The sequence below is a fragment of the Curtobacterium aurantiacum genome (assembly GCF_018598555.1).
GTDB lineage: Bacteria > Actinomycetota > Actinomycetes > Actinomycetales > Microbacteriaceae > Curtobacterium > Curtobacterium aurantiacum.
Map to the genome: position 1 here is coordinate 172550 of NZ_JAHEWN010000001.1, position 20364 is coordinate 192913.

Genomic DNA, 20364 nt, shown 5'->3' on the forward strand with positions numbered 1-20364 from the left:
CGCCGGGCCTCGCCGGGCCACGCCGGCGTCGTCGTGCGGGGACAATGGGTGCGTGATCGTCCTCGCTGCAACGCCCATCGGCAACCTCGGGGACGCCTCGCGCCGTCTCGTCGAGACCCTCTCCAACGCCACGGTCGTCGCGGCGGAGGACACCAGGACCGCCATCCACCTCATGCGCGCCCTCGGCATCGAGAACCGTCCGCGGCTCATCGCCCTGCACGAGCACAACGAGCGGGCGAAGGCGTCCGAGGTCGTCGAGCTCGCCCGCGACGAGGACGTCGTCGTCCTCACCGACGCCGGGATGCCCGCGATCAGCGACCCGGGCTTCCCGCTCGTCGAGGCCGCCGCGGCAGCCGGGGTCACCGTCACCGCCCTGCCCGGGCCGTCGGCCGTGCTCATGGCGCTCGCCGTGTCCGGGCTGCCCACCGACCGCTTCACGTTCGAGGGGTTCCCGACCCGCAAGGCAGGGGAGCGCCGCCGGGCGTTCCAGGCGCTGGCGGGGGAGCAGCGCACGATGGTGTTCTTCGAGTCGCCGCACCGGCTGGCCGAGACCCTGGCGGACATGGCCGTCGGGTTCGGGGGCGACCGTCGGGCGGCGGTCTGCCGCGAACTCACCAAACTGTACGAAGAGGTCCGTCGCGGGCCACTCGACGAACTCGTCACGTGGGCGTCCGAGGGCGTGCGGGGCGAGATCTGCATCGTCGTCGCCGGAGCCGCCGAGGCCACCGAGGAAGCGACGCTCGACGACGGCGTCCGGCTGGTGCTCGAGCGGGTGGCCGCGGGCATGCGCATGAAGGAGGCCGCCGCGGCGGTCGCGGACGCGACCGGGCTGTCGAAGCGGGACCTGTACGAGGGGGCGCTCGCGGCACGCTGAGCGGGCTCGTCACGTTCGCGCCCGTCGGTCGGGAGGCGCGGGGCGGGCCCGCCACGGGCCTCCAGGACCCGGTTCTCCACAGTCCACCGCCGCGCGCGTCATCGGGGTTCCGCGCGCCCGTAGGATGGTCGGCATGTCCGACGGGTCCTCGTTCAGCATCACCACGCCGATCTTCTACGTGAACGACGTGCCCCACATCGGGCACGCCTACACCGAGGTCGCCGCGGACTTCCTCGCGCGCTGGCACCGACAGCGCGGCGACGACACCTGGCTGCTCACCGGCACCGACGAGCACGGCCAGAAGATCCTGCGCACCGCCTCGGCGAACGACGTCTCGCCCCAGGAATGGGCCGACCGGCTGGTCAAGGACGCGTGGAAGCCGCTCCTCGACACGGTCGACGTCGCCAACGACGACTTCATCCGCACCACCGACGAGCGGCACGAGCGTGGTGTGACCGCGTTCCTCCAGAAGCTCTACGACGACGGCTTCATCTACGCCGGCGAGTTCGAGGGCTTCTACTGCGTGGGCTGCGAGGAGTACAAGCAGCCGAGCGACCTGGTCGCCGGCACCGGTGCGTACGAGGGGCAGCAGGTCTGCGCGATCCACTCGATCCCGGTCGAGGTGCTGTCCGAGCGCAACTACTTCTTCCGCATGTCCGACTTCGAGCAGCGCCTGCTCGACCTGTACGAGTCGAACCCGCTGTTCATCCAGCCGGAGAGCGTCCGCAACGAGATCATCTCGTTCGTCAAGCAGGGGCTCCGCGACCTGTCGATCTCGCGTTCCAGCTTCGACTGGGGCATCAAGATCCCGTGGGACAGCGACCACGTGCTCTACGTGTGGTTCGACGCCCTGCTCAACTACGTCACGGCGCTCGGCTACGGCACCGAGGACGACGAGGCCTTCCGGCGCCTGTGGCCGAGCGTGCACATCGTCGGCAAGGACATCGCCCGCTTCCACGCCGTCATCTGGCCGGCGATGCTCATGGCCGCTGGGCTGCCCGTGCCGGAGCGCGTGTTCGGCCACGGCTGGCTGCTCGTCGGCGGCGAGAAGATGTCCAAGTCGAAGCTGACCGGCATCGCGCCGTCGGAGATCACCGACACGTTCGGGTCCGACGCGTTCCGCTACTACTTCCTGCGCGCCATCACCTTCGGGCAGGACGGCAACTTCAGCTGGGAAGACATCTCGGCGCGCTACCAGGCCGAGCTCGCGAACGGCTACGGCAACCTCGCGTCGCGCCTGGTCGCCATGCTGCAGAAGTACTGCGACGGCGAGGTCCCGGCGCGCGGGTCGCTGACCGAGTCCGACCAGGCGATCGACGCCCTGGCCGTCTCCGTCACCGAGCGTGCCGACGCCGCCATCGCCGCCTTCGCCCCGCACGAGGCCATCGCGAGCGTGTGGGAGCTCGTCGACGCGCTGAACGGGTACATCACCGAGCAGGCGCCGTGGGCACTGGCGAAGGACGACGCCAACCGCGAGCGGCTCGGCACCGTCCTGACCACCGCGCTCCGCGGCCTCGGCACCGTCACCGTGCTGCTGTCCCCGGTGATGCCGAAGGCGACCGAGAAGCTCTGGGCCGCGATCGGTGCCGGCGGGTCCGTCGCCGAGCAGCGTGTCGACCGCGCGTACGAGTGGCAGGGTGCGTCGCACGTGGTGCCCCTCGAGAGCGGGCTCTTCCCGCGGATCGAGCAGGTTTCCGCGTGACCGACGCCGAGTCGCACGTCCGGTCCCGCGGCGACGGGGGGTCCGGTGGCTCGAAGCGCGACCTGACGTACCCGCCACTGCCCCAGGCGCTCGTCGTGCCGGTGTACGACAACCACACCCACATGGAGATCGCCGACGGTGTCGGCGACGGGGGTGACGGCCCGCTCGAGTACCGCGAGCACCTCGACCGTGCCTCGAGCGTCGGCGTCCGCGGCGTCGTGCAGGTCGGCACCGACCTCGCAACATCGGAGTGGTCCGCGTCGATCGCCGCTCGGGAGCCCCGAGTCCTCGCGGCCGTCGCGCTGCACCCGAACGAAGCGCCCGTGCTGCAGGAACAGGGGCTGCTCGACGAGCACCTCGCCGGCATCGAACGGCTCGCCGCGCTGCCGCGGGTCCGGGCGATCGGTGAGACCGGCCTCGACTTCTTCCGCACCGGCGAGGACGGCCGCGACGCCCAGGTCCGTTCGTTCGAGGAGCACATCCGCATCGCGAAGGAGCACGACCTCGCGCTGACGATCCACGACCGCGACGCGCACGACGCCGTGGTCGAGGTCCTCGACCGCGTGGGGGCTCCTGAGCGCACCGTCTTCCACTGCTTCTCCGGTGGCCCGGACCTCGCCCGGCTCTGCGCCGAGCGCGGCTGGTACATGTCGTTCGCCGGCACCGTGACGTTCAAGAACGCCGCACTGCTGCGTGAAGCCCTGGTCGTCGCCCCGCGGCACCTGATCATGATCGAGACCGACGCACCGTTCCTGACGCCCACACCGTTCCGTGGTCGCCCGAACGCGCCGTACCTCATCCCGCTCACCCTGCGGTCGATGGCGGAGACGCTCGGCACGGACGCCTCGATGCTCGCCGCGCAGATCGCCTCGAACACCGAGCTGGTCTACGGCGCGTGGGACGCCGAGCCCGTGACGGTGGACGAGTAGTCGTGGGCGCGCTGCTCGGCCCGGCGGAGATCCGGGAGCTCGCGGCCGAACTCGACGTCACCCCGACGAAGAAGCTCGGCCAGAACTTCGTGCACGACGCCAACACCGTGCGGCGGATCGTGTCGGTCGCCGGTGTGACCCCGTCGGCACAGGTGCTCGAGATCGGGCCGGGGCTCGGGTCACTGACGCTCGGGCTCACCGAGACCGGCGCACCCGTCACCGCGGTCGAGATCGACAAGCGCCTGGCTGCCAAGCTCCCGTCGACGGTGTCGTCGATGCAGCCGGACGCCCGGCTGACGGTCGTGCAGCAGGACGCCATGACCGTCGCCGCCACGGACCTCGACGTCGAGCCGACGCACCTCGTCGCGAACCTGCCCTACAACATCTCCGTGCCCGTGCTGCTGCACCTGCTCGCGACCTTCCCGTCGATCGAGCGGTCGCTCGTGATGGTGCAGGCAGAGGTCGGGTACCGGCTCGCCGCCGGCCCCGGCAGCAAGGTCTACGGGTCGCCGAGCGTCAAGGCCGCCTGGTACGGGTCGTGGAGCACCGCCGGGTTGGTCAGCCGTCAGGTCTTCTGGCCGGTGCCGAACGTCGACAGTGTCCTGGTGGCGTTCGACCGGCACGAGCCCCCGGGTGACGAGCGTCTGCGGTCTCGGGTGTTCACCCTGGTCGACGCGGCGTTCCAGCAGCGACGCAAGATGCTGCGGCAGAGCCTTTCCGGGGTGCTCGGCGGCAGTGCGCACGCGTCTGAGGTCCTGACGGCGGCGGGGATCGACCCGACCGCCCGGGGTGAGGCGATCGGTGTGGACGACTTCGTGCGGCTCGGGCGGACGGTCCTCGCGGCTGCGGGGTAGTTCGCTCCTCGCCCGGCACCAGCGAAATGCGGAATGTTTCGTGGTGTCCGTTCAGTGCACTCGGGTGCACGCCGACATCTGAGCGCCGCGGCGGCAAGCGTCCCTCGGCGCGGTGGACCTTCCCCGACCGCGAGTCCGTGCTGCTCACCACCGAGGATGGTCCCCGGCCGGGCACCGTCCGCATCTGGGTCCAGCGGGAGCGGCTCACCGGCCCCGAGCGGATGCCCGACGCGAAGGCCGAACTGCAGCGGCTCCTCGCCACCCTCTGAAGCCGCGACAGGGGGCTCGCCCCTCGCATCGTGCGAGGCGCACCACGCGTGGTGCGAGGTTCCGTGGTCCGTGCGAGCCGAGGTGCCTCGCACGGAACACGGAACCTCGCACGGAACACGGAACCTCGCACGGTGCGAACGCCGGCCCCCCACCCGGATCAGTGCTCGCGGGACGCCATCATCTCGAGGATCTGCTGGTGGTTGCCGTTCCGCTCGGCGAAGCGGAGCGGGTGCACGTTCTGCACCAGGATCTCCGGGGCGGCGCCGGACTCGATGAGCGCCATGACCTCGTCGGCGAAGGCGTCGAGCGGCATCCCGCCGAAGTCGGCACCGCCCATCAGGTCGGTCATGACGGCCGGTGGGGCGAGCTCGAGCACCTCGACGGACGAACCGACGAGCTGCTGCCGCAGGGCCTGGGTGTACGAGTGCACCCCGGCCTTCGTGGCGTTGTAGGTCGGCGTGGCGGTCAGCGGCACGAACGCGAGACCGGACGTGACGGTCATGAGCGTCGCGGCGGGCTGGGCGAGCAGGTGCGGCAGGAAGGCGTCGATGAGTCGGATCGTGCCGACCAGGTTCGTCTTGATGGTCTCGATCGCGTCGTCCATGTGGTCGGAGGAGCGCAGGTCCTCGTTGCGCATGATCCCCGACATGGTGATCAGGGCATCGAGCGACGGGTACGCCTCGAGCACCGAGGTCGCAGCGGCCTTGATCGACGAGGCGTCGGCGACGTCGATCTGCACGGTGCCGAAACCGTGCTCGGTGGCGAGGGAGTCGAGGAGTGCCTGTCGACGGCCGCCGATGACGACGGTGCTGCCGGCGGCCTGCAGGCGCTGCGCGAGGGCGAGACCGATGCCCGAGGTGGCGCCGGGGATGAAGACGGTGGAGTTCGTGATGTCCATGACGACCACGATGCTCGGTGGTCGCAGTGGCAACCAGAGCGCGGACATCGGGGGATCGCCGATCCCTGGCATCTGGCGACCAACCGGACCATGATCGAGCCATGGACCGCGCCGCACTCGCCGACTTCCTCCGCCGTCGCCGCGAGCTGCTGCGCCCCGAGGACGTCGGCCTCGGGCAGGGACCGCGACGCCGCACCCCCGGGCTCCGCCGCGAGGAGGTCGCTGCACTCGCCGGCATGTCCGTCGACTACTACACGCGACTCGAACAGCAGCGCGGCCCGCAGCCGTCCGAGCAGATGATCGCGGCGATCGCCCGGGCCCTCCGGTGCAGCCTCGACGAGCGTGACCACCTGTTCCACCTGGCCGGGCAGAACGCCCCGACCCGGATGCACCGCGCCGACCACGTGGACCCGGCGATCCTGCGGGTGCTGGACCGGCTCGAGGACACCCCGGCGATCGTCGTCAGCCACCTGGGCGAGACCCTCGTCGAGAACCGGCTCGCGGCGGCGCTCCTCGGCAGCTCCGTCGACCTGCCGGGCAACCGGCGGTACCAGGCGTGGCGGTGGTTCGTGACCGGCGAGGAGCTCGCGAAGTACGCGCCGGAGCAGCACGAACGGTTGGGCCGCGTCGTGGTGGCCTCGATCCGGGCGACGGCTGCGCTCGCGGGACCGGGAGACCGGCGCGCGACCGAACTCATCGCCGAGCTCGAGGCGCGCAGCCCGGAGTTCCGCGAGCTCTGGGCCCTGCACGAGGTGGCCACGCGCTGGTCGGACAACAAGACCATCGTGCAGCCGGAGCTCGGCCGCATCACCGTCGATTGCCAGGTGTTGCACACCGACGACCAGGCGCAGGCACTGCTGCTGTTCACGGCGCCTCCAGGGTCGGAGGACGCGCAGAAGCTCGAGCTCCTCGGCGTCGTCGGCCAGCAGACCTTCGCCGGCTGACGACCTCGCACGGTGCTGGTTCGCTCGGCTCGTGCGTGCTTGGTCGACCCCGCACGGTGCGAGGTCGATCAACCCGTGCGCCGTCGACCGATCGGTGCCGCCCTACAGTCCGCCACCGAGCGGCCAACCTCGCACCGGCCGGACAAGCGCGCACCGTGCGACCCTGCTCCGCACCACCCAAGCGCGCACCGTGCGACCCGCCCCCGCCCCCGCCCCCCGCCGAGAAGCAACGCCGCGTCACACACTTGGCCGCGTGCGGGACACCCTGCCTAGGGTGGGGGCGTGAGCACTCCGCGCGTGTACGTCATCCACGAGAACCCCGAGTGGTTCCCCCCGCTCGCCGCCGCCTTCGAGGCCGAGGGCGTCCCGGTCGAGGAGATCCTCCTGACCGAGGGGCAGATCGACCTCGCGTCCGAGCCGGCCCCGGGCGTCTACTGGAGCCGGATGTCCGCGAGTTCCCACACCCGCGGCCACGAGCACAGCAAGGAGTACACCCGGGCGATCCTCGGCTGGCTCGAACGCGCGGGTCGCCAGGTCGTCGGCGGCAGCCACGTGCTCGAGCTCGAGGTGTCGAAGGTCGCGCAGCACGGTCTCCTGCAGCAGGCCGGGTTCGACGTGCCGCGCACCACAGCCGTGTTCGGCACGACGACGCTCAAGGACGCCGCCCGCACCTTCACCGACGGGCAGGACGTCCCCTTCATCACGAAGCACAACCAGGGCGGCAAGGGCCTGGGCGTGCGGCGGTTCGACTCGCTCGCCGAGTTCGACGCCTACGTCGACAGCCCCGAGTTCGAGGCCCCGGTCGACGGCATCACCCTCTTGCAGGAGTACCTGACGGCCCGCGAGCCCTTCATCACCCGCGTCGAGTTCGTCGGCGGCGAGTTCGTGTACGCCGTCCGGGTCGACACGAGCGCCGGCAGCTTCGAGCTCTGCCCCGCCGACGCGTGCGAGGTGCCCCAGGTCATCGCCGGAGCCGTCTGCGACGTCCCCGGCACCGAGACCGTCGGCGCGCCCCCGGCGTTCGCCGTCCGGACCGAGATCACCGCCGAGTACCCGCTGGTCCAGCAGCTCCGCACGTTCCTCGCCGACCAGCGCATCACGATCGCGGGCGTCGAGTTCATGGAGACCACGGACGGCCGCACCGTCGTCTACGACATCAACACGAACACGAACTACAACCCCGCGGTCGAGGAGACGGCGCCGGCCTCCGGGCCGCGCTCCATCGCGCGCTACCTCGGCGGACTCCTCGCCGAGGAGCACGCGAGCGCGCTCGCGCCGGCTGCGGTCTAGAACGCAAGAACCACCGGACTGGAGGCCCGTGGCGGGCCCGCCCCGCGCCTCCCGTCCGCCTTCCCACACCCCCAAGGAACCAACGTGCGATTCGGATACTGGACCCCGCTCTTCGGCGGCTGGCTGCGCAACGTCGACAACGAGAACATGCCGGTCACCTTCGACTACGTGAAGCGCCTGGCGCAGCGCGCCGAGCGGATCGGCTTCGACCTGACGCTCGTGCCGGAGCTCAACCTCAACGACATCAAGGGCACGGCGGCGCCCTCGCTCGAGGCGTGGTCGCTCGCGGCGGCCATCGCGGCGACGACCGAGCGCCTGGAGATCATGGCGGCGATGCGCCCCGGGTACCACCTGCCCGCGGTCACCGCGAAGCAGGCGGCGACGATCGACGACATCTCGTGCGGCCGGTTCACCTTCAACGTGGTGAGCGCCTGGTGGGCCGAGGAGGCGAAGCAGTACGGCGGCATCTTCTCCGAGCACGACGACCGGTACAAGCGCACGGCGGAGTTCGTCGAGGTCATGAAGGGCCTGTGGCGGGAGACGCCGTACTCGTTCTCGGGCGAGTACTACGACATCCAGAACGCCCACCTCGAGCCGAAGCCCCGGGTGACGCCGCGCATCTACGCCGGTGGCGAGAGCGAGGCCGGCAAGGCCGCGATCACCGGGTACGCCGACGCCTACGTCACGCACGGCGGCACGGTGGACGAACTCCGCGCGAAGATCACCGAGATGAAGCAGCGCCGCGTCGACGCCGGGCTGCCGCCGTTCGAGGCGTTCGGCATGGCCGCCTACGTCATCGTGCGCGAGACCGAGGAGGAGGCGCAGGCCGAGCTCGCCCGGATCACCGACGTGCAGCACGGCCGGGCGTACGAGTCCTACCAGGACTTCATCTCGAAGTCGCAGCTCGAGCACGTGCCGTCGCTCGAGGACTACTCGGTGTCGAACCGCGGCCTGCGCCCCGGCTTCGTGGGCACCCCCTCGCAGGTGGCCGACCGCATCAAGGAGTTCGAGGACGCCGGCGTCGACACGCTCCTGCTGCAGTTCTCGCCGCAGCTCGAGGAGATGGACCGGTTCGGCGAGCAGGTCATCCCGCTCGTCCGGTCGACCGTCGGGGCGCAGTCCTGATGGGTGGCGCGGAGACCAGCGCCGAGGACGGCTGGGCGTTCGAGACCCGCCAGATCCGCGCCGGCTTCAAGGCCGATCCGGGCTGGGGCGCGAACGTGCCCCCGATCGCGCAGAGCGCCGCCTACGTCTACCCGTCCGGCGAGGACGCCGCCGCGCGCTTCATGCTCGACGCCCCCGGTCACACCTACACGCGGGTGAACAACCCGTCGGCGGCGGCGCTCGAACGCCGGATCGCCGACCTCGAGGGCGGGATCGGCGCGCTGGCGCTCGCGTCCGGGCAGGCCGCGACGTCGCTGGCGGTGCTCGGTGTCGCACGCGCCGGCGACCACGTCGTGTCGAGTGCCTCGCTGTACGGCGCGACCTACACGCTGTTCGCGTCGACCCTGCGCGACCTCGGGATCACCTTCACGTTCGTGCAGGACCCGACCGACCTGTCCGAGTGGGCGGCGGCGGTGCGTCCGGAGACGAAGGCGTTCTTCGGCGAGTCCATCCCGAACCCCCGCGGGGACGTCCTGGACTTCGCCGGCGTGGCCGGGGTCGCGCACGAGGCCGGTGTGCCGCTCATCGTCGACAACACCATCGCGACGCCGTACCTGGTCCGCCCGATCGAGCACGGCGCCGACATCGTCGTGCACTCGGCGACGAAGTACCTGGCCGGGCACGGCAGCGCCATCGCGGGGCTCATCGTGGACAGCGGGAACTTCGACTGGGCGGCACACGCCGACCGCTACCCGCAGCTGGCCACGACCGAGCAGTCCGGGTTCGCGAACACGGACTTCGCCGAGAAGTTCGGCCGACGGGCGTTCATCCAGCGCACCCGTTCGAAGCTCTCCGCCGACCTCGGGCCCGCGATCGCGCCGTTCAACGCGTTCCTGGTGCTGCAGGGCATCCAGACGCTGTCGCTCCGCATGGACCGGCACGTGTCGAACGCCGCCACCGTGGCGACCTGGCTGGACGCGCACGACCAGGTCGAGCACGTGCACTACGCCGGCCTGCCCGACTCGCCGTGGCACCACCTGCAGCAGCGGTACGTCCCGAAGGGCCCGTCGGCGGTGCTGTCGTTCGACCTCGCCGGTGGCGTCGCCGCGGGCCGAGGGTTCGTGGCGGCGCTCGAGTTGTTCGACCACGTCTCGAACCTCGGTGACGTCCGATCGCTCGTCGTGCACCCGGCATCGACCACGCACGTGCAGATGACCTCCGCCGAGCGGGCCGCCGCCGGGGTGGGCGACGGGCTCATCCGCCTGTCGATCGGCCTCGAGCACATCGACGACATCACCGCCGACCTGGCACGGGGCTTCACGGCAGCCGCAGCGGGATAGGTTGGGGGGCATGACCACGTTGGCCGCCCCGACCCGCGTGCGGACGCGCGCCCCCGGCAAGATCAACGTGTTCCTGTCCGTCGGGGCGCTGCAGGACGACGGGTACCACGACGTCGCCACGGCGTACCAGGCGGTGTCCCTGTACGAGGACGTCACCGCCGAGGCCGCCGACGACTTCTCGGTCGCCTTCACCGGCCCGATCGACACGAGCACCGTCCCGGTCGACGAGTCGAACCTGGCGATCCGCGCGGCCCGACTCGTGGCCGACGCAGCCGGGCACCGCGGCGGGGTCCGGCTGACCATCGACAAGCAGGTGCCGGTCGCCGGCGGCATGGGCGGTGGCTCCGCGGACGCCGCGGCGACCCTGCTCGCCGTCGACACGCTCTGGGGCACCGCGCTCGGTCGCGAAGAGCTGCTCCGGCTCGCCGCGCAGCTCGGGGCCGACGTGCCGTTCGCCTTCGCCGGCGGCACCGCCGTCGGTACCGGCCGCGGCGACGAGCTGAGCCCGGCGCTGGCCAAGGGGGAGTTCCACTGGGTCCTCGCACTCAGCGACGACGGTCTGAGCACCCCCGCCGTCTACCGTGCCCTCGACGAGCACCGGGAGCGGTACCGCGCCGACATCTCACCGGCACCCTCGCACCCCGTGGTCGAGGCGAACGTGCTGCAGGCCCTGCGCGCCGGCGACCCCGACCTGCTCGCGGACTGCGTGCACAACGACCTGCAGGCCCCCGCCATGCGGTTGCAGCCCCGGCTCGCGGCGACCCTGGAGCTCGGCGAGAAGTCCGGCGCCCTGGCCGGCCTGGTGTCCGGCAGCGGCCCGACGGTGGCGTTCCTGGTCGGTGACCGCGACGCCGCGCTCGAGCTGCAGGTCGAGCTCAGTGCCGCTGGACTCGTCGCGCTCCGTGCCACCGGCCCGGTGCACGGCGCACGCGTGGTGCACTGACCCGACGTCCGGCCCGCCCGGCGAGCGGCTCGACCCCGAGCGGCGGTCCGTCCAGCGTTGGCTCGTCGAGCGTCGGCTCGTCCGGCGTCAGCGGCTGTACTTCCAGAGGATGACCGTGCCGGTGTGCCAGTAGCGCACGACGTGGAAGCCCTCGGCCACGAGCGTCTCGGTGACCTGCGGGCGGATGTTCCGTGACTTGCCGCCGACGAACCACACGGTGTCGATGCCGGAGATCCGTTCGGGCACGGTCTTCGCGACGTCGCCGTTGACGTCCCAGAGCTGTCCGCGCTCGGCCCCGGTCTCGGCGACCGCGAGGTCCCGCATGCCGCTGAACGCATCGGGGTAGGTGTCCGCGATGACCTGCGCGGTGGTGGTCGGGTGCTCCCAGACGCTCCCGAAGACCACTCCCTCGCCGTTGTCCGTGCGCCAGTCCCGCTCGCGCTCGATGATCGCCGCCGCGTTCGCCCAGTGCGAGTCCTGCTTGGCGTGCGGCAGCCGGACGATCGTGCTCGTCGGGACCGACACGAGCAGCATCCCGACGACCGCCAGTGCGAGCCACCTCCGCGGACGGATCGCCGTGATCGCGAGGCCGATGAGCAGCGCGACGAACGGCAGGCTGAGGCTGGCGTACTTCGGGGAGTACAGGTGTTCCCCGGCCGCGGTAGCACCGACGAGCAGCGCGGTGGGCAGGACGGTCAGGGGGACGGCGACGCGCACCGCCTGCATGCGCAGCACGTCACGGGCGGCGGGGGAGGGGCGTCGGGCAGCGCGGACGGCGAGCACGACCCCGACGGCCATCAGCACCCACCCGAGCGCCGCGTACGGCCAGAGGGCACCGAACCACGCCGTCGCGACGACCTGACGCACGGTGGCCCACCCGATGCCGGTGATCCAGCCGACCTGCTTGGCCTGCCCGGCGGCGAGGACGATGAACGGCGACACCACGAGCGCGGCCCCGACGGCGGCGACGCCCCAGCGGACGAACGTCGCACGGTCCACCATCGGCGCGGCCACCGGGCCACTGCGGTGCGCGAGCACGGCGTCGCGACGTGCCGCACGGTCGGCGACCGTCGTCCAGAGGAGCACCGCCCCGTGCGCGACGACGGCCAGGGCCAGGTAGACGTTGAACAGCACGGCGACCACGGCGAGCAGTCCGTAGACGACCCACCACCGGGTGGCGTGGTGCCCGGTCCGGGTGCGCCGGACCGCGGTGATCCCGACGAGGGTCAGCGCGACGGCGAAGGTCGTGACGGTGGCGTACGGGCGCCCCTCGGTCCCGGCCCAGGCGACGCGGGGCAGCAGCAGGAACACGAGCCCGGAGACGACGCCGAGCCGGACGCCACCGAGTCGTCGGCCGAGAGCGACGACGAGCCCGGCGGAGACCCCGATGGCCAGGGCACTCGGGAACCGCAGCGTGAACGGCGAGTACCCGACCAGCGTGAACCAGACGTGCATGACCGCGTAGTACAGGCCGTGGACCGCGTCGACGTTCTGCAGTTCGGCCCAGAGCGCCGGCCAGCTCCGCTGTGCGCTCGCGACGGTCGCGGCCTCGTCGTACCAGACCGACGGCACCCACACGAAGGCGGCCGCGACGACGACGCCGAGTGCGCCGACGGTGATCTCGGGGGTCCGCGCGAGGGTGCGGGCGACGGTCGCGGCGAGGGCCAGGGAGCGCGCACGCACCGACGCGTCCGACGTCGTGCGTCGGACCGGGACGGTACCGGTGCGCGGGGAACTCACGTCCGCGACCGTACCGATCTGCTCTGGGCATCCGCCGCGTCCGGGCGCTGAACTCTCACATGCAGGAGTTCGGTGCGACGGGCCAGAATGACGGGATGGAACCCCTCGTCGCCCCCGTCGCCGCGCTGTCCCCGGGGCGGACGCAGCTCGGGTCGCGCACCGCAGCGCTCGCCGAGGTCGGCACGACCGGGCTGCGGCGGCTGGCCACATCGCGCATCCTCGTCGTCGGGGCCGGTGGTCTCGGGGCACCGGTGGTCGCGTACCTCGCCGGGATCGGTCGACTCACGGTCGTCGACCCCGACGTGGTCGATGCCTCGAACCTGGCCAGGCAGACGCTGTTCACGGCCGCGGACGTCGGATCGCCGAAGGCCCGGGTCGCGGTCGCCCGGGCGGTCGCCGTCGACCCGGAACTCGACGCGGTCGCCGTGGTCGGCTCGTTCACGCCGGACCTCGTCGCCGGACACGACGTCGTGGTCGACGCCGCCGACTCGGTCGTGGTCACCCGGGCCGTCTCGGACGCCTGCGCCGCTGCGGGCGTGCCGTTCGTGTGGGGCACCGTGCTCGGCCACGACGGGCAGGTCAGCGTCTTCCGCGACGCCGGGCCGGACGGCGTCGACTTCCACGACCTGCACCCCGACGCCCTGCCCGACGAGGGCTCGTGCGCCCTCGACGGCGTCGTCCCCGCCCTGTGCGGCGCGATCGGTGCGGTGATGGCGGGACAGGTCTTCGCGTTGGTCACCGGCAGCGGCGACCCGCTGCTCGGACGTGTGCTCACCGTGGACGCCCGGCGCTGGCGCTGGACGGAGAGCCCCGTCCGTCGAGGGCCCGCCTCGCGTCGGCCGGCGCCCGTCGCCGCCTCGGCGACACCGCGGATCGCGCCGGCCGCCCTGTCAGCCCGCCTGGCGGACCCGTCGGACCGGCCGGTCGTCGTCGACGTGCGGACCGACGAGGAACGCGCGGCCGGCGTCATCGCCGGCGCCGTCACCGACGACACCGCGGCGGACGAGGTGGTCGTGTACTGCGCCCGTGGACCGCGTGCGGACGCGTGGGCGGCGCGGCAACCGGCCTGGAGGCACGTGACGGTCCTCGACGGCGGGTTCGAGGCCTGGCGTCGTGAGGGGCTGCCCGTGGCGATCGAGCACCGGTCCTGACCCAGCCCACGCACCTTCACCGCCTCGATCGCCGTTCGCGCCGCATCCGCGGCTAGGATCGGTCGATCATGACGCAACTGCGGGTTCGAGAGGCTGCGGCCTTCCTCGGCATCAGCGACGACACCGTCCGACGACTCGTCGACGGTGGCACCTTCTCGCGCGCCGTGGACGACGCGGGGCGGGCCGTGGTCGACGGCCGCGAGGTCGCCGCGTACGCCCGGGAACGCAGCTCCGAGTTGACCGACCCGGCGTCGGCGGTGAAGAGCTCGGCCCGCAACCGGTTCGTCGGCATCGTCACCGACCTGGTCGTCGACACCGTGATGGCCCAGGTCGAACTGCAGTGCGGACCGCACCGGGTGGTGTCCCTGATGAGCGCCGAGGCCGTCCGCGACCTGGGGCTCGAGGTCGGGTCCGTCGCGGTCGCGTCCGTGAAGGCCACGATGGTCGCGGTCGAGGCCCCCGCACGCCACGAGGACGACCGGTGAGCCGCCACCGGCGTCCGGTCGCAGCGCTGGCCCTCGTCGCCACCGTCGCGCTCGGACTCGCCGCCTGCACCGCTGCGGCCACGGGTCCGGGGTCGTCGTCGCCGTCGGGGTCCGGCACCGAGGGACCGACCGGGTCGATCACGGTCTTCGCCGCCGCGTCCCTGCAGCAGACCTTCACGACCCTGGGGAAGCAGTACGAGACCGCGCACCCCGGCGCCTCGATCCGGTTCTCGTTCGCCGGGTCGAGCGACCTCGTCACCCAGATCCAGAACGGCGCTCCCGCCGACGTGTTCGCCGCGGCGGACCAGGCGAACATGGCGAAGCTGACGTCCGACGACCTGGTGAGCGGGTCGCCGCGGGCCTTCGCCACGAACACGCTCGAGATCGCGGTCGCGCCGGGCAACCCGGAGGGCATCAGCGGCCTCGACGACCTGACGGCCCCGGGCGTCCAGCTCGTCACGTGCGCCGCCCCGGTGCCGTGCGGTGCCGCCGCCGCGACGGTCGAGCGGGCCGCCGGCATCGACCTGCGGCCGGTCAGCGAGGAGCAGTCCGTCACCGACGTGCTCGGCAAGGTCCAATCCGGGCAGGCCGACGCCGGACTGGTCTACGTGACCGACGTGCGTGGTGCCGACGGCGCGGTCGACGGTGTGCCCTTCGACGAGTCCGCCGAGGCCGTCAACACCTACCCGATCGGGGTCCTGCGGGAGTCCGCGGACCCGGAGCTCGCGCACGCGTTCACCGACTACGTCCGCTCCGCCACCGGGCAGCGCGTGCTGTCGGCCGCCGGCTTCGGGAAGCCCTGACCCGTGGCACCGCGGACGGACGGACGGCCGCCGGTCGCGTGGTGGCTCCCGCTGCCCGCGGTGCTCGGCGGGCTGTTCGTCGTCGTGCCGGTGCTCGCGATGCTCGGCCGGGTGGACTGGTCGTCCTTCGTCGGGCTCGTCACCTCGACCGCGTCGCTGACCGCGCTCGGGCTGAGCCTCGGCACGGCGCTCGCGGCCACCGGGGTCGCGTTCGTCCTCGGGTACCCGCTCGCCGTGCTGTTCGCGCGGTCGCGGTCACGGTGGGTCGGCGTCGCCCGGGCCGTCGTGCTGCTGCCGCTCGTGCTGCCGCCCGTGGTCGGCGGTCTCGCACTGCTCGCGGCCTTCGGTCGGCTCGGCGTGGTCGGGGCCTTCCTCGACGACCACGGCCTGCACATCGCGTTCACCACGACGGCGGTGGTCATCGCCCAGACCTTCGTCGCGATGCCGTTCCTGGTGTCCTCGGTCGAGGGGGCACTCCGCGTCGAGGGCGATCGCTACGAGCGGGTCGCCGCGACCCTGGGCGCCGGACCGACCCGGACGTTCCTGACCGTCACGACGCCGCGGGTGCTGCCGGGCATCGTGTCCGGGCTGGTGCTCTGCTTCGCCCGGGCGCTCGGCGAGTTCGGTGCCACCCTGACGTTCGCCGGCAGCCTGCAGGGGGTCACCCGGACCCTGCCGCTCGAGGTCTACCTGCAGCGCGAGGTCGACCCGGACACCGCGGTGGCCCTGGCGGTCGTGCTCGTCGTGGTGGCCGTCGTCGTCATCGGTGCCTCGTCGCTCCGGACGCGCGGAGCCCTGGCATGACGGCCGAGGGTGCGGCGGGCGTCCGGGCGCACGTCGTCGTCGGGCCGCGGGACGTCGACGTCGCGATCGAGGTCCGTGCGGGGGAGTGCCTTGCGGTCATCGGGCCGAACGGCGCGGGCAAGTCGACGCTGCTCGAGGCCCTCGCCGGACTGCTGCCGATCGACGCCGGCCGGATCGAACTCGACGGGGTCCAGGTCTCGGGCCCGCGGCACACCGTCCCCGCGCACCGTCGTCGGGTCGGGCTCGTGGCGCAGCGCCCCGACCTGTTCCCGTTCCTCGACGTCCTCGGGAACGTCGCCTTCGGACCCCGTGCCGCCGGCGCCGGTCGTGCCGCCGCACGGGAGCGGGCACTCCGAGCGCTTGGCACCGTCGGGGTCGCCGACCTCGCCACCCGAGACCCGCGCACGCTCTCCGGCGGGCAGGCGCAGCGCGTCGCGATCGCCCGCGCCCTCGCCACCGACCCGGCGGTCCTGCTGCTCGACGAACCGACCTCGGCGCTCGACGTCGGCGCGCAGGACGAGGTCCGCGCGGCGCTCCGGACCGCCGTCGCCGGCCGGCCTGCCGTGCTCGTCACGCATGACCCGGTCGAGGTCGTCGCCCTGGCCGACCGCGTCGTCGTGCTGGAGGGCGGCCGAGTGGTCGAGCAGGGCGTCCCCGCGGCCGTGCTCGGTCGTCCGACGAGTGCGTTCGCGGCGACGTTCTCCGGGCTCGCGCTGGTGCGCGGGACCGCCACCCGGGGTGGGATCGCGATCGACGGCGGGGGCGAGCTGGCGGCGGGGACGCACGCCGTGCCTCCCGGCAGTCTTGCGCTGGCTGCCTTCCACCCGACGGCCGCGGTGCTGACACGGGACGGTGCCGGAGCCGCGCGCACCGTGTCGTCGCTCGAGCCGCGCGACGGACTGGTGCGCGTGCGGGCCAGCGACCTGGTGGCGGACCTGACGCTCGCCCGGCTGACCGCGCTCGGGATCACCCCCGGCGACGCCGTCCGCATCGACCTCCCCGCTGCCGAGGTGGCGGTGTACGCACCCCGCGGTTGAGACGACGTTCCGGGCGTACCGGGTCGAATCGGGCGTACCTGGTCGGAAGTTCGGACCCGGTACGCCCGAAAGCACCAGGTATCGCGGGTGTTCTGGGAAGGAACGGGCGCGGGGTGCGCAGGCGCGGGGTCGAGTCGGGCGTACCTGGTCGTTCGGGGCGTACCGGGTCGAATCGGGCGTACCTGGTCGGAAGTTCCGACACGGTACGCCCGGAAGCACCAGGTATCGCGGGTGTTCTGGGAAGGAATGGGCGCGGGGTGCGCAGGCGCGGGGTCGATTCGGGCGTACCTGGTCGTTCGGGGCGTACCTGGTCGATTCGGGCGTACCTGGTCGGAAGTTCGCACCAGATATGCCCGGAAGCACCAGGTATCGCGGGTGTTCTGGGAAGGAACGGGCGCGCCGCTCAGCCGCCGGCGAAGGGCGGCATGACGTCGACGACCTCGACACCGTCGAGCGACGTCGCCCGGTCGCGCGTGGTCACGCCGTCGACCAGGTACGAGCAGCGCTCCTGCAACGCACTCCAGCGTTCGGGGTCCGCCACCTCGACCGCGTCGATCGCGCCGAGGGCCGCCTCGATGGTCCGACCCGTCGTGGTCAGTGAGTCGACGCCCACCGCAGCCCGGGCAGCGGCGAAGAACCGGATCGTGGTCACGCCTCAGCCGCCGATCGCACTCATGCCGCGCGTGGGTTGCACGAGCTCGTCGCTGTCGTCACCGTGGTCGCGGGGCTTCGCCCACATCGCGCGGCGCCAGAGCTCGGCGACCTGGTCGTCGTCCGCCCCGGAGCGCATCGGGCCGAGCACGTCGGTCTCCTCGTCGGAGAACAGGCAGCTGCGCACGTGCCCGTCCGCGGTCAACCGGGTGCGGGTGCAGTCGGCGCAGAACGACTCGGTGATGCTCGCGATGATCCCGACGGTGCCGAGCGGCTCACGGGTGACGGCGTCGTGCACGCGGTACCGCTCGGCCGGGGCACCGTCGCGCGGGGCGTCGTCCGGGGTGAGCACGAACGACGTCGCCAGCAGCGCGCGGGTCTCGGCGGCGGTGATCATCTCGGTGCGGTCCCAGGCGTGGTCGGGGTCCAGGGGCATCTGCTCGATGAACCGCAGCTCGTAGCCACGCTCCAGGCACCAGCGGAGCAGTTCGGGGGCGGCCTCGTCGTTGATCCCGCGCAGCAGCACCGCGTTCACCTTGATGTCGAGCCCGGCGTCGTGCGCGGCCGACAGCCCGGCGATCACCTTGTCGAGGAACGGGCGGCGGGTCACGGTGGTGAAGACGTCGGGGTCGACGGTGTCGAGCGACACGTTCACGCGCCGCAGCCCGGCGTCGTACAGGCCCTGGGCACGGTGGGCGAGGCCGATCGCGTTCGTGGTGAGCGAGAGCTCCGGGGCGTCGGGCAGCGCGGAGCACCGGGCGATCACGTCGACCAGGTCGTGCCGGAGCATCGGCTCCCCGCCGGTGAACCGGACCTTGCGGACGCCGAACCGCGACGAGCCGATCCGGACCAGCCGCTCGATCTCGGTCGCCGTCATCAGGGCCTCGTCGGGGGCGAACGGCAGCCCGGCCGCGGGCATGCAGTAGGTGCATCGCAGGTTGCAGCGCTCGGTCAGCGACACCCGTAGGTCGACGGCGCGACGCCCGAAGCGGTCGACGAGCCCGGCGGGAGCCGGGTCCACGGAGCCGGCCGTGCCGAGCAGGATCGCGGGTGCCATGGTCGTCAGCGTACGTGTTCCACGCGCCGGAACGACAGCCGCTCCCACCACCGCCGCCACTCCGACCGCTCCGTGCGCAGCAGCGTGACGACCACGATGACCGCCACGGCCGCGAGCAGCCACCACCGGTAGGCGTCCGCCGACGGCCACACCCCGCGCAGCGCGATGGCGAGGCCGATCGACAGCCACTCCCACCGGCCGGACAGCACCACGAACGGGATGAGCAGCAGCGCGTACCAGGGGTAGCGCGGGGTCACGGCGAGGAACGTCACGCCGATCATCAGGACCTCGCCCGACCAGGGCCGCGACGGGTCGGACAACCGCCACGCCACGAACGCGGCGAGCAGCACCAGGAGCCCGACGACGACCGTCGCCGCGTCACCCGGGACCACGAGCGACACCAGTGCGAACCGGGAGCCGTCCTCGTAGCCCTCCTCGCTCAGGTAGCCGGGCAGGTACCCGAGCACGTCGAGCCCGGTGGTCAGCACGTAGGGCACGTAGAGCAGGCCGAACACCGCGATGCCGATCGGGATCGCCCACCAGGCCCGACCTCGGCCGAGCAACGGCGGGTACACGATCGCCGGGATGAGCTTCGTCGCGGTCGCGGCCCCGAGTGCGATCCCGCCCCAGATCGGCCGGCCGAACGCGACGAGCACGACACCGGCCGTGGCGAGGGCGGCACCGACGACGTCGACGTGCGAGTTGGTGACCGCCTCGGACGCCACGAGCGGCGACCAGGCCCACAGCGCCGCCCACCAGGTCGGACGGCCGATCCGGCGGAGCACCAGGACGAGCCCGACGGTCACGCCGAGGGACACGAGCAGCCCGGCGACCTGGAACGGCAGGTACTGCGCGCTCGCCGGCACGAAGAACCGCACCGCGGCGAACCACAGCTGCGCCATCGGCGGGTAGATCGTCGTCACGTCGGGTCGGTTGATCGCGGTGCAGTGCCCGTCGGCGCCGTCGCCGAGCCCGCGGAACCGGGGCTTCAGCGGGTCGCACGTGCCGTCCACCTTGTCGGGGAACAACCAGTCGGGTCGGAGACCGGACAGTGCCGCGGACTGGGGGGTGTGCGCGTACGGTGAGACACCGGCATGCTGGACGATGCCGTCCCACGCGTACCGAGCGGAGTCGGTGCTCGTGTTCGGCGGGCCGACCAGCGCCGCGATGCCGATCACCACCGCTCCGCCGATGACCATGGTGGTCATCCACCGGACGGGCACGAAACGCACCGCGAGCACGGCGATCACGAAGACGGTCCAAGCGATCAGCGTCCACGCAACGAATGCAGAACGATGGCCCGATCGGAGGAACCCCAGATGCGTGACGCCGACGGCGATGACGCCCGACAGGGCGAGGACTCCCACGACGGCCAGCACCGTGCCGATCCGGACGGCGGTGCCGTCGGCCAGGGACGGTCGGAGGGCACGCAGTCGGTCGCTCATGGTCCGTCGAGGCTATCCGGCGTCCAGCGCCTGCTGCACGACG

Annotated in this window: 20 protein-coding genes; 15 read left to right on the forward strand and 5 right to left on the reverse strand. The window is 72.4% G+C overall.

The genetic code is table 11. From position 1 onward, the window contains the following. The first annotated feature begins 52 nt into the window (after positions 1-52). The 5 genes from rsmI to KK087_RS17565 all read left to right on the forward strand — a co-directional run bounded on the left by rsmI (position 53) and on the right by KK087_RS17565 (position 4628). Positions 53-874, forward strand: a complete 822-nt coding sequence (rsmI, locus tag KK087_RS00845) for a 16S rRNA (cytidine(1402)-2'-O)-methyltransferase (RefSeq protein WP_027466054.1) — start codon at positions 53-55, stop codon at positions 872-874. A gap of 133 nt (positions 875-1007) precedes the next feature. Beyond that, positions 1008-2576, forward strand: coding sequence for a methionine--tRNA ligase (gene metG / locus KK087_RS00850; RefSeq protein WP_214531616.1), 1569 nt, complete (start codon positions 1008-1010; stop codon positions 2574-2576). Next, positions 2573-3505 (forward strand): TatD family hydrolase, encoded by a 933-nt coding sequence (locus tag KK087_RS00855; protein ID WP_214563889.1) that lies wholly within the window; start codon positions 2573-2575, stop codon positions 3503-3505. Before metG ends, KK087_RS00855 begins: the two co-directional genes overlap by 4 nt. Before the next feature lie 2 nt (positions 3506-3507). Then, positions 3508-4359 (forward strand): 16S rRNA (adenine(1518)-N(6)/adenine(1519)-N(6))-dimethyltransferase RsmA, encoded by an 852-nt coding sequence (gene rsmA / locus KK087_RS00860; RefSeq protein ID WP_214563890.1) that lies wholly within the window; start codon positions 3508-3510, stop codon positions 4357-4359. A gap of 137 nt (positions 4360-4496) precedes the next feature. Then, complete coding sequence (locus tag KK087_RS17565) at positions 4497-4628, forward strand: hypothetical protein (protein ID WP_284732906.1); 132 nt, start codon at positions 4497-4499, stop codon at positions 4626-4628. A gap of 158 nt (positions 4629-4786) precedes the next feature. Here KK087_RS17565 and KK087_RS00865 read toward each other — a convergent pair whose 3' ends face one another. Then, positions 4787-5527: an SDR family oxidoreductase gene (locus KK087_RS00865; RefSeq protein ID WP_214563891.1), complete on the reverse strand. Its 741-nt coding sequence runs from the start codon at positions 5525-5527 to the stop codon at positions 4787-4789. A gap of 101 nt (positions 5528-5628) precedes the next feature. On the opposite strand from KK087_RS00865, the gene KK087_RS00870 reads away from it, so the two are divergent. From KK087_RS00870 to KK087_RS00890, 5 genes are all read left to right on the forward strand, one after another. Further along, positions 5629-6471: a helix-turn-helix transcriptional regulator gene (locus KK087_RS00870; RefSeq protein WP_111224169.1), complete on the forward strand. Its 843-nt coding sequence runs from the start codon at positions 5629-5631 to the stop codon at positions 6469-6471. 282 nt (positions 6472-6753) lie between these two features. Next, the gene (locus KK087_RS00875; RefSeq protein ID WP_214563892.1) at positions 6754-7761 is read left to right on the forward strand and encodes an ATP-grasp domain-containing protein; all 1008 of its coding nucleotides are present in this window, start codon (positions 6754-6756) and stop codon (positions 7759-7761) included. Between the two features lie 84 nt (positions 7762-7845). Further along, positions 7846-8886 (forward strand): LLM class flavin-dependent oxidoreductase, encoded by a 1041-nt coding sequence (locus KK087_RS00880; RefSeq protein WP_214531608.1) that lies wholly within the window; start codon positions 7846-7848, stop codon positions 8884-8886. Beyond that, the gene (locus KK087_RS00885) at positions 8886-10205 is read left to right on the forward strand and encodes an O-acetylhomoserine aminocarboxypropyltransferase/cysteine synthase family protein (protein ID WP_214563893.1); all 1320 of its coding nucleotides are present in this window, start codon (positions 8886-8888) and stop codon (positions 10203-10205) included. The genes KK087_RS00880 and KK087_RS00885 overlap by 1 nt, the downstream gene beginning before the upstream one ends. 10 nt (positions 10206-10215) lie before the next feature. Beyond that, positions 10216-11148, forward strand: a complete 933-nt coding sequence (locus KK087_RS00890) for a 4-(cytidine 5'-diphospho)-2-C-methyl-D-erythritol kinase (protein ID WP_111087242.1) — start codon at positions 10216-10218, stop codon at positions 11146-11148. An 87-nt stretch (positions 11149-11235) separates the two neighbouring features. Here the strand turns inward: KK087_RS00890 and KK087_RS00895 are convergent, their stop codons facing one another. Beyond that, positions 11236-12888 carry a glycosyltransferase family 39 protein gene (locus KK087_RS00895; RefSeq protein WP_214563894.1) on the reverse strand — a complete coding sequence of 551 codons (1653 nt, stop codon included), beginning with the start codon at positions 12886-12888 and terminating at the stop codon, positions 11236-11238. A gap of 95 nt (positions 12889-12983) precedes the next feature. Here KK087_RS00895 and KK087_RS00900 point away from each other — a divergent pair, with 95 nt between their 5' ends. From KK087_RS00900 to KK087_RS00920, 5 genes are all read left to right on the forward strand, one after another. Then, the gene (locus KK087_RS00900) at positions 12984-14039 is read left to right on the forward strand and encodes a ThiF family adenylyltransferase (RefSeq protein WP_214563895.1); all 1056 of its coding nucleotides are present in this window, start codon (positions 12984-12986) and stop codon (positions 14037-14039) included. Between the two features lie 68 nt (positions 14040-14107). Continuing rightward, positions 14108-14524, forward strand: a complete 417-nt coding sequence (locus tag KK087_RS00905) for a TOBE domain-containing protein (RefSeq protein WP_214563896.1) — start codon at positions 14108-14110, stop codon at positions 14522-14524. Then, positions 14521-15327, forward strand: coding sequence for a molybdate ABC transporter substrate-binding protein (modA, locus tag KK087_RS00910; RefSeq protein ID WP_214563897.1), 807 nt, complete (start codon positions 14521-14523; stop codon positions 15325-15327). Before KK087_RS00905 ends, modA begins: the two co-directional genes overlap by 4 nt. A 3-nt stretch (positions 15328-15330) precedes the next feature. Then, on the forward strand, positions 15331-16131 hold the full coding sequence (locus tag KK087_RS00915) for an ABC transporter permease (RefSeq protein ID WP_214563898.1): 801 nt from the start codon (positions 15331-15333) through the stop codon (positions 16129-16131). Beyond that, the gene (locus KK087_RS00920) at positions 16128-17168 is read left to right on the forward strand and encodes an ABC transporter ATP-binding protein (RefSeq protein ID WP_214563899.1); all 1041 of its coding nucleotides are present in this window, start codon (positions 16128-16130) and stop codon (positions 17166-17168) included. Before KK087_RS00915 ends, KK087_RS00920 begins: the two co-directional genes overlap by 4 nt. 403 nt (positions 17169-17571) lie before the next feature. On the opposite strand, the gene KK087_RS00925 is transcribed toward KK087_RS00920, so the two are convergent. Genes KK087_RS00925 through KK087_RS00935 form a run of 3 tightly spaced genes read right to left on the reverse strand, consistent with a single transcriptional unit; the run spans position 17572 to position 20321 of the window. Continuing rightward, positions 17572-17820 (reverse strand): MoaD/ThiS family protein, encoded by a 249-nt coding sequence (locus tag KK087_RS00925; protein ID WP_214563900.1) that lies wholly within the window; start codon positions 17818-17820, stop codon positions 17572-17574. Positions 17821-17823: 3 nt separating this feature from the next. Next, a complete protein-coding gene (moaA, locus tag KK087_RS00930; RefSeq protein WP_214563901.1) occupies positions 17824-18876 on the reverse strand; it encodes a GTP 3',8-cyclase MoaA in 1053 nt (350 codons plus the stop codon). Positions 18877-18881: 5 nt separating this feature from the next. Beyond that, entirely contained in the window at positions 18882-20321 is a 1440-nt protein-coding gene (locus KK087_RS00935) for a glycosyltransferase 87 family protein (RefSeq protein WP_214563902.1), read from the reverse strand. Positions 20322-20364 lie beyond the last annotated feature (43 nt).

Coding starts and splice junctions, on each gene's coding strand:
- metG (WP_214531616.1), top strand. CDS start 1,008: ATGTCCGACGGGTCCTCGTTCAGCATCACCACGCCGATCTTCTACGTG.
- KK087_RS00865 (WP_214563891.1), bottom strand. CDS start 5,527: ATGGACATCACGAACTCCACCGTCTTCATCCCCGGCGCCACCTCGGGC.
- KK087_RS00870 (WP_111224169.1), top strand. CDS start 5,629: ATGGACCGCGCCGCACTCGCCGACTTCCTCCGCCGTCGCCGCGAGCTG.
- KK087_RS00885 (WP_214563893.1), top strand. CDS start 8,886: ATGGGTGGCGCGGAGACCAGCGCCGAGGACGGCTGGGCGTTCGAGACC.
- KK087_RS00890 (WP_111087242.1), top strand. CDS start 10,216: ATGACCACGTTGGCCGCCCCGACCCGCGTGCGGACGCGCGCCCCCGGC.
- KK087_RS00900 (WP_214563895.1), top strand. CDS start 12,984: ATGGAACCCCTCGTCGCCCCCGTCGCCGCGCTGTCCCCGGGGCGGACG.
- KK087_RS00905 (WP_214563896.1), top strand. CDS start 14,108: ATGACGCAACTGCGGGTTCGAGAGGCTGCGGCCTTCCTCGGCATCAGC.
- KK087_RS00920 (WP_214563899.1), top strand. CDS start 16,128: ATGACGGCCGAGGGTGCGGCGGGCGTCCGGGCGCACGTCGTCGTCGGG.
- moaA (WP_214563901.1), bottom strand. CDS start 18,876: ATGGCACCCGCGATCCTGCTCGGCACGGCCGGCTCCGTGGACCCGGCT.
- KK087_RS00935 (WP_214563902.1), bottom strand. CDS start 20,321: ATGAGCGACCGACTGCGTGCCCTCCGACCGTCCCTGGCCGACGGCACC.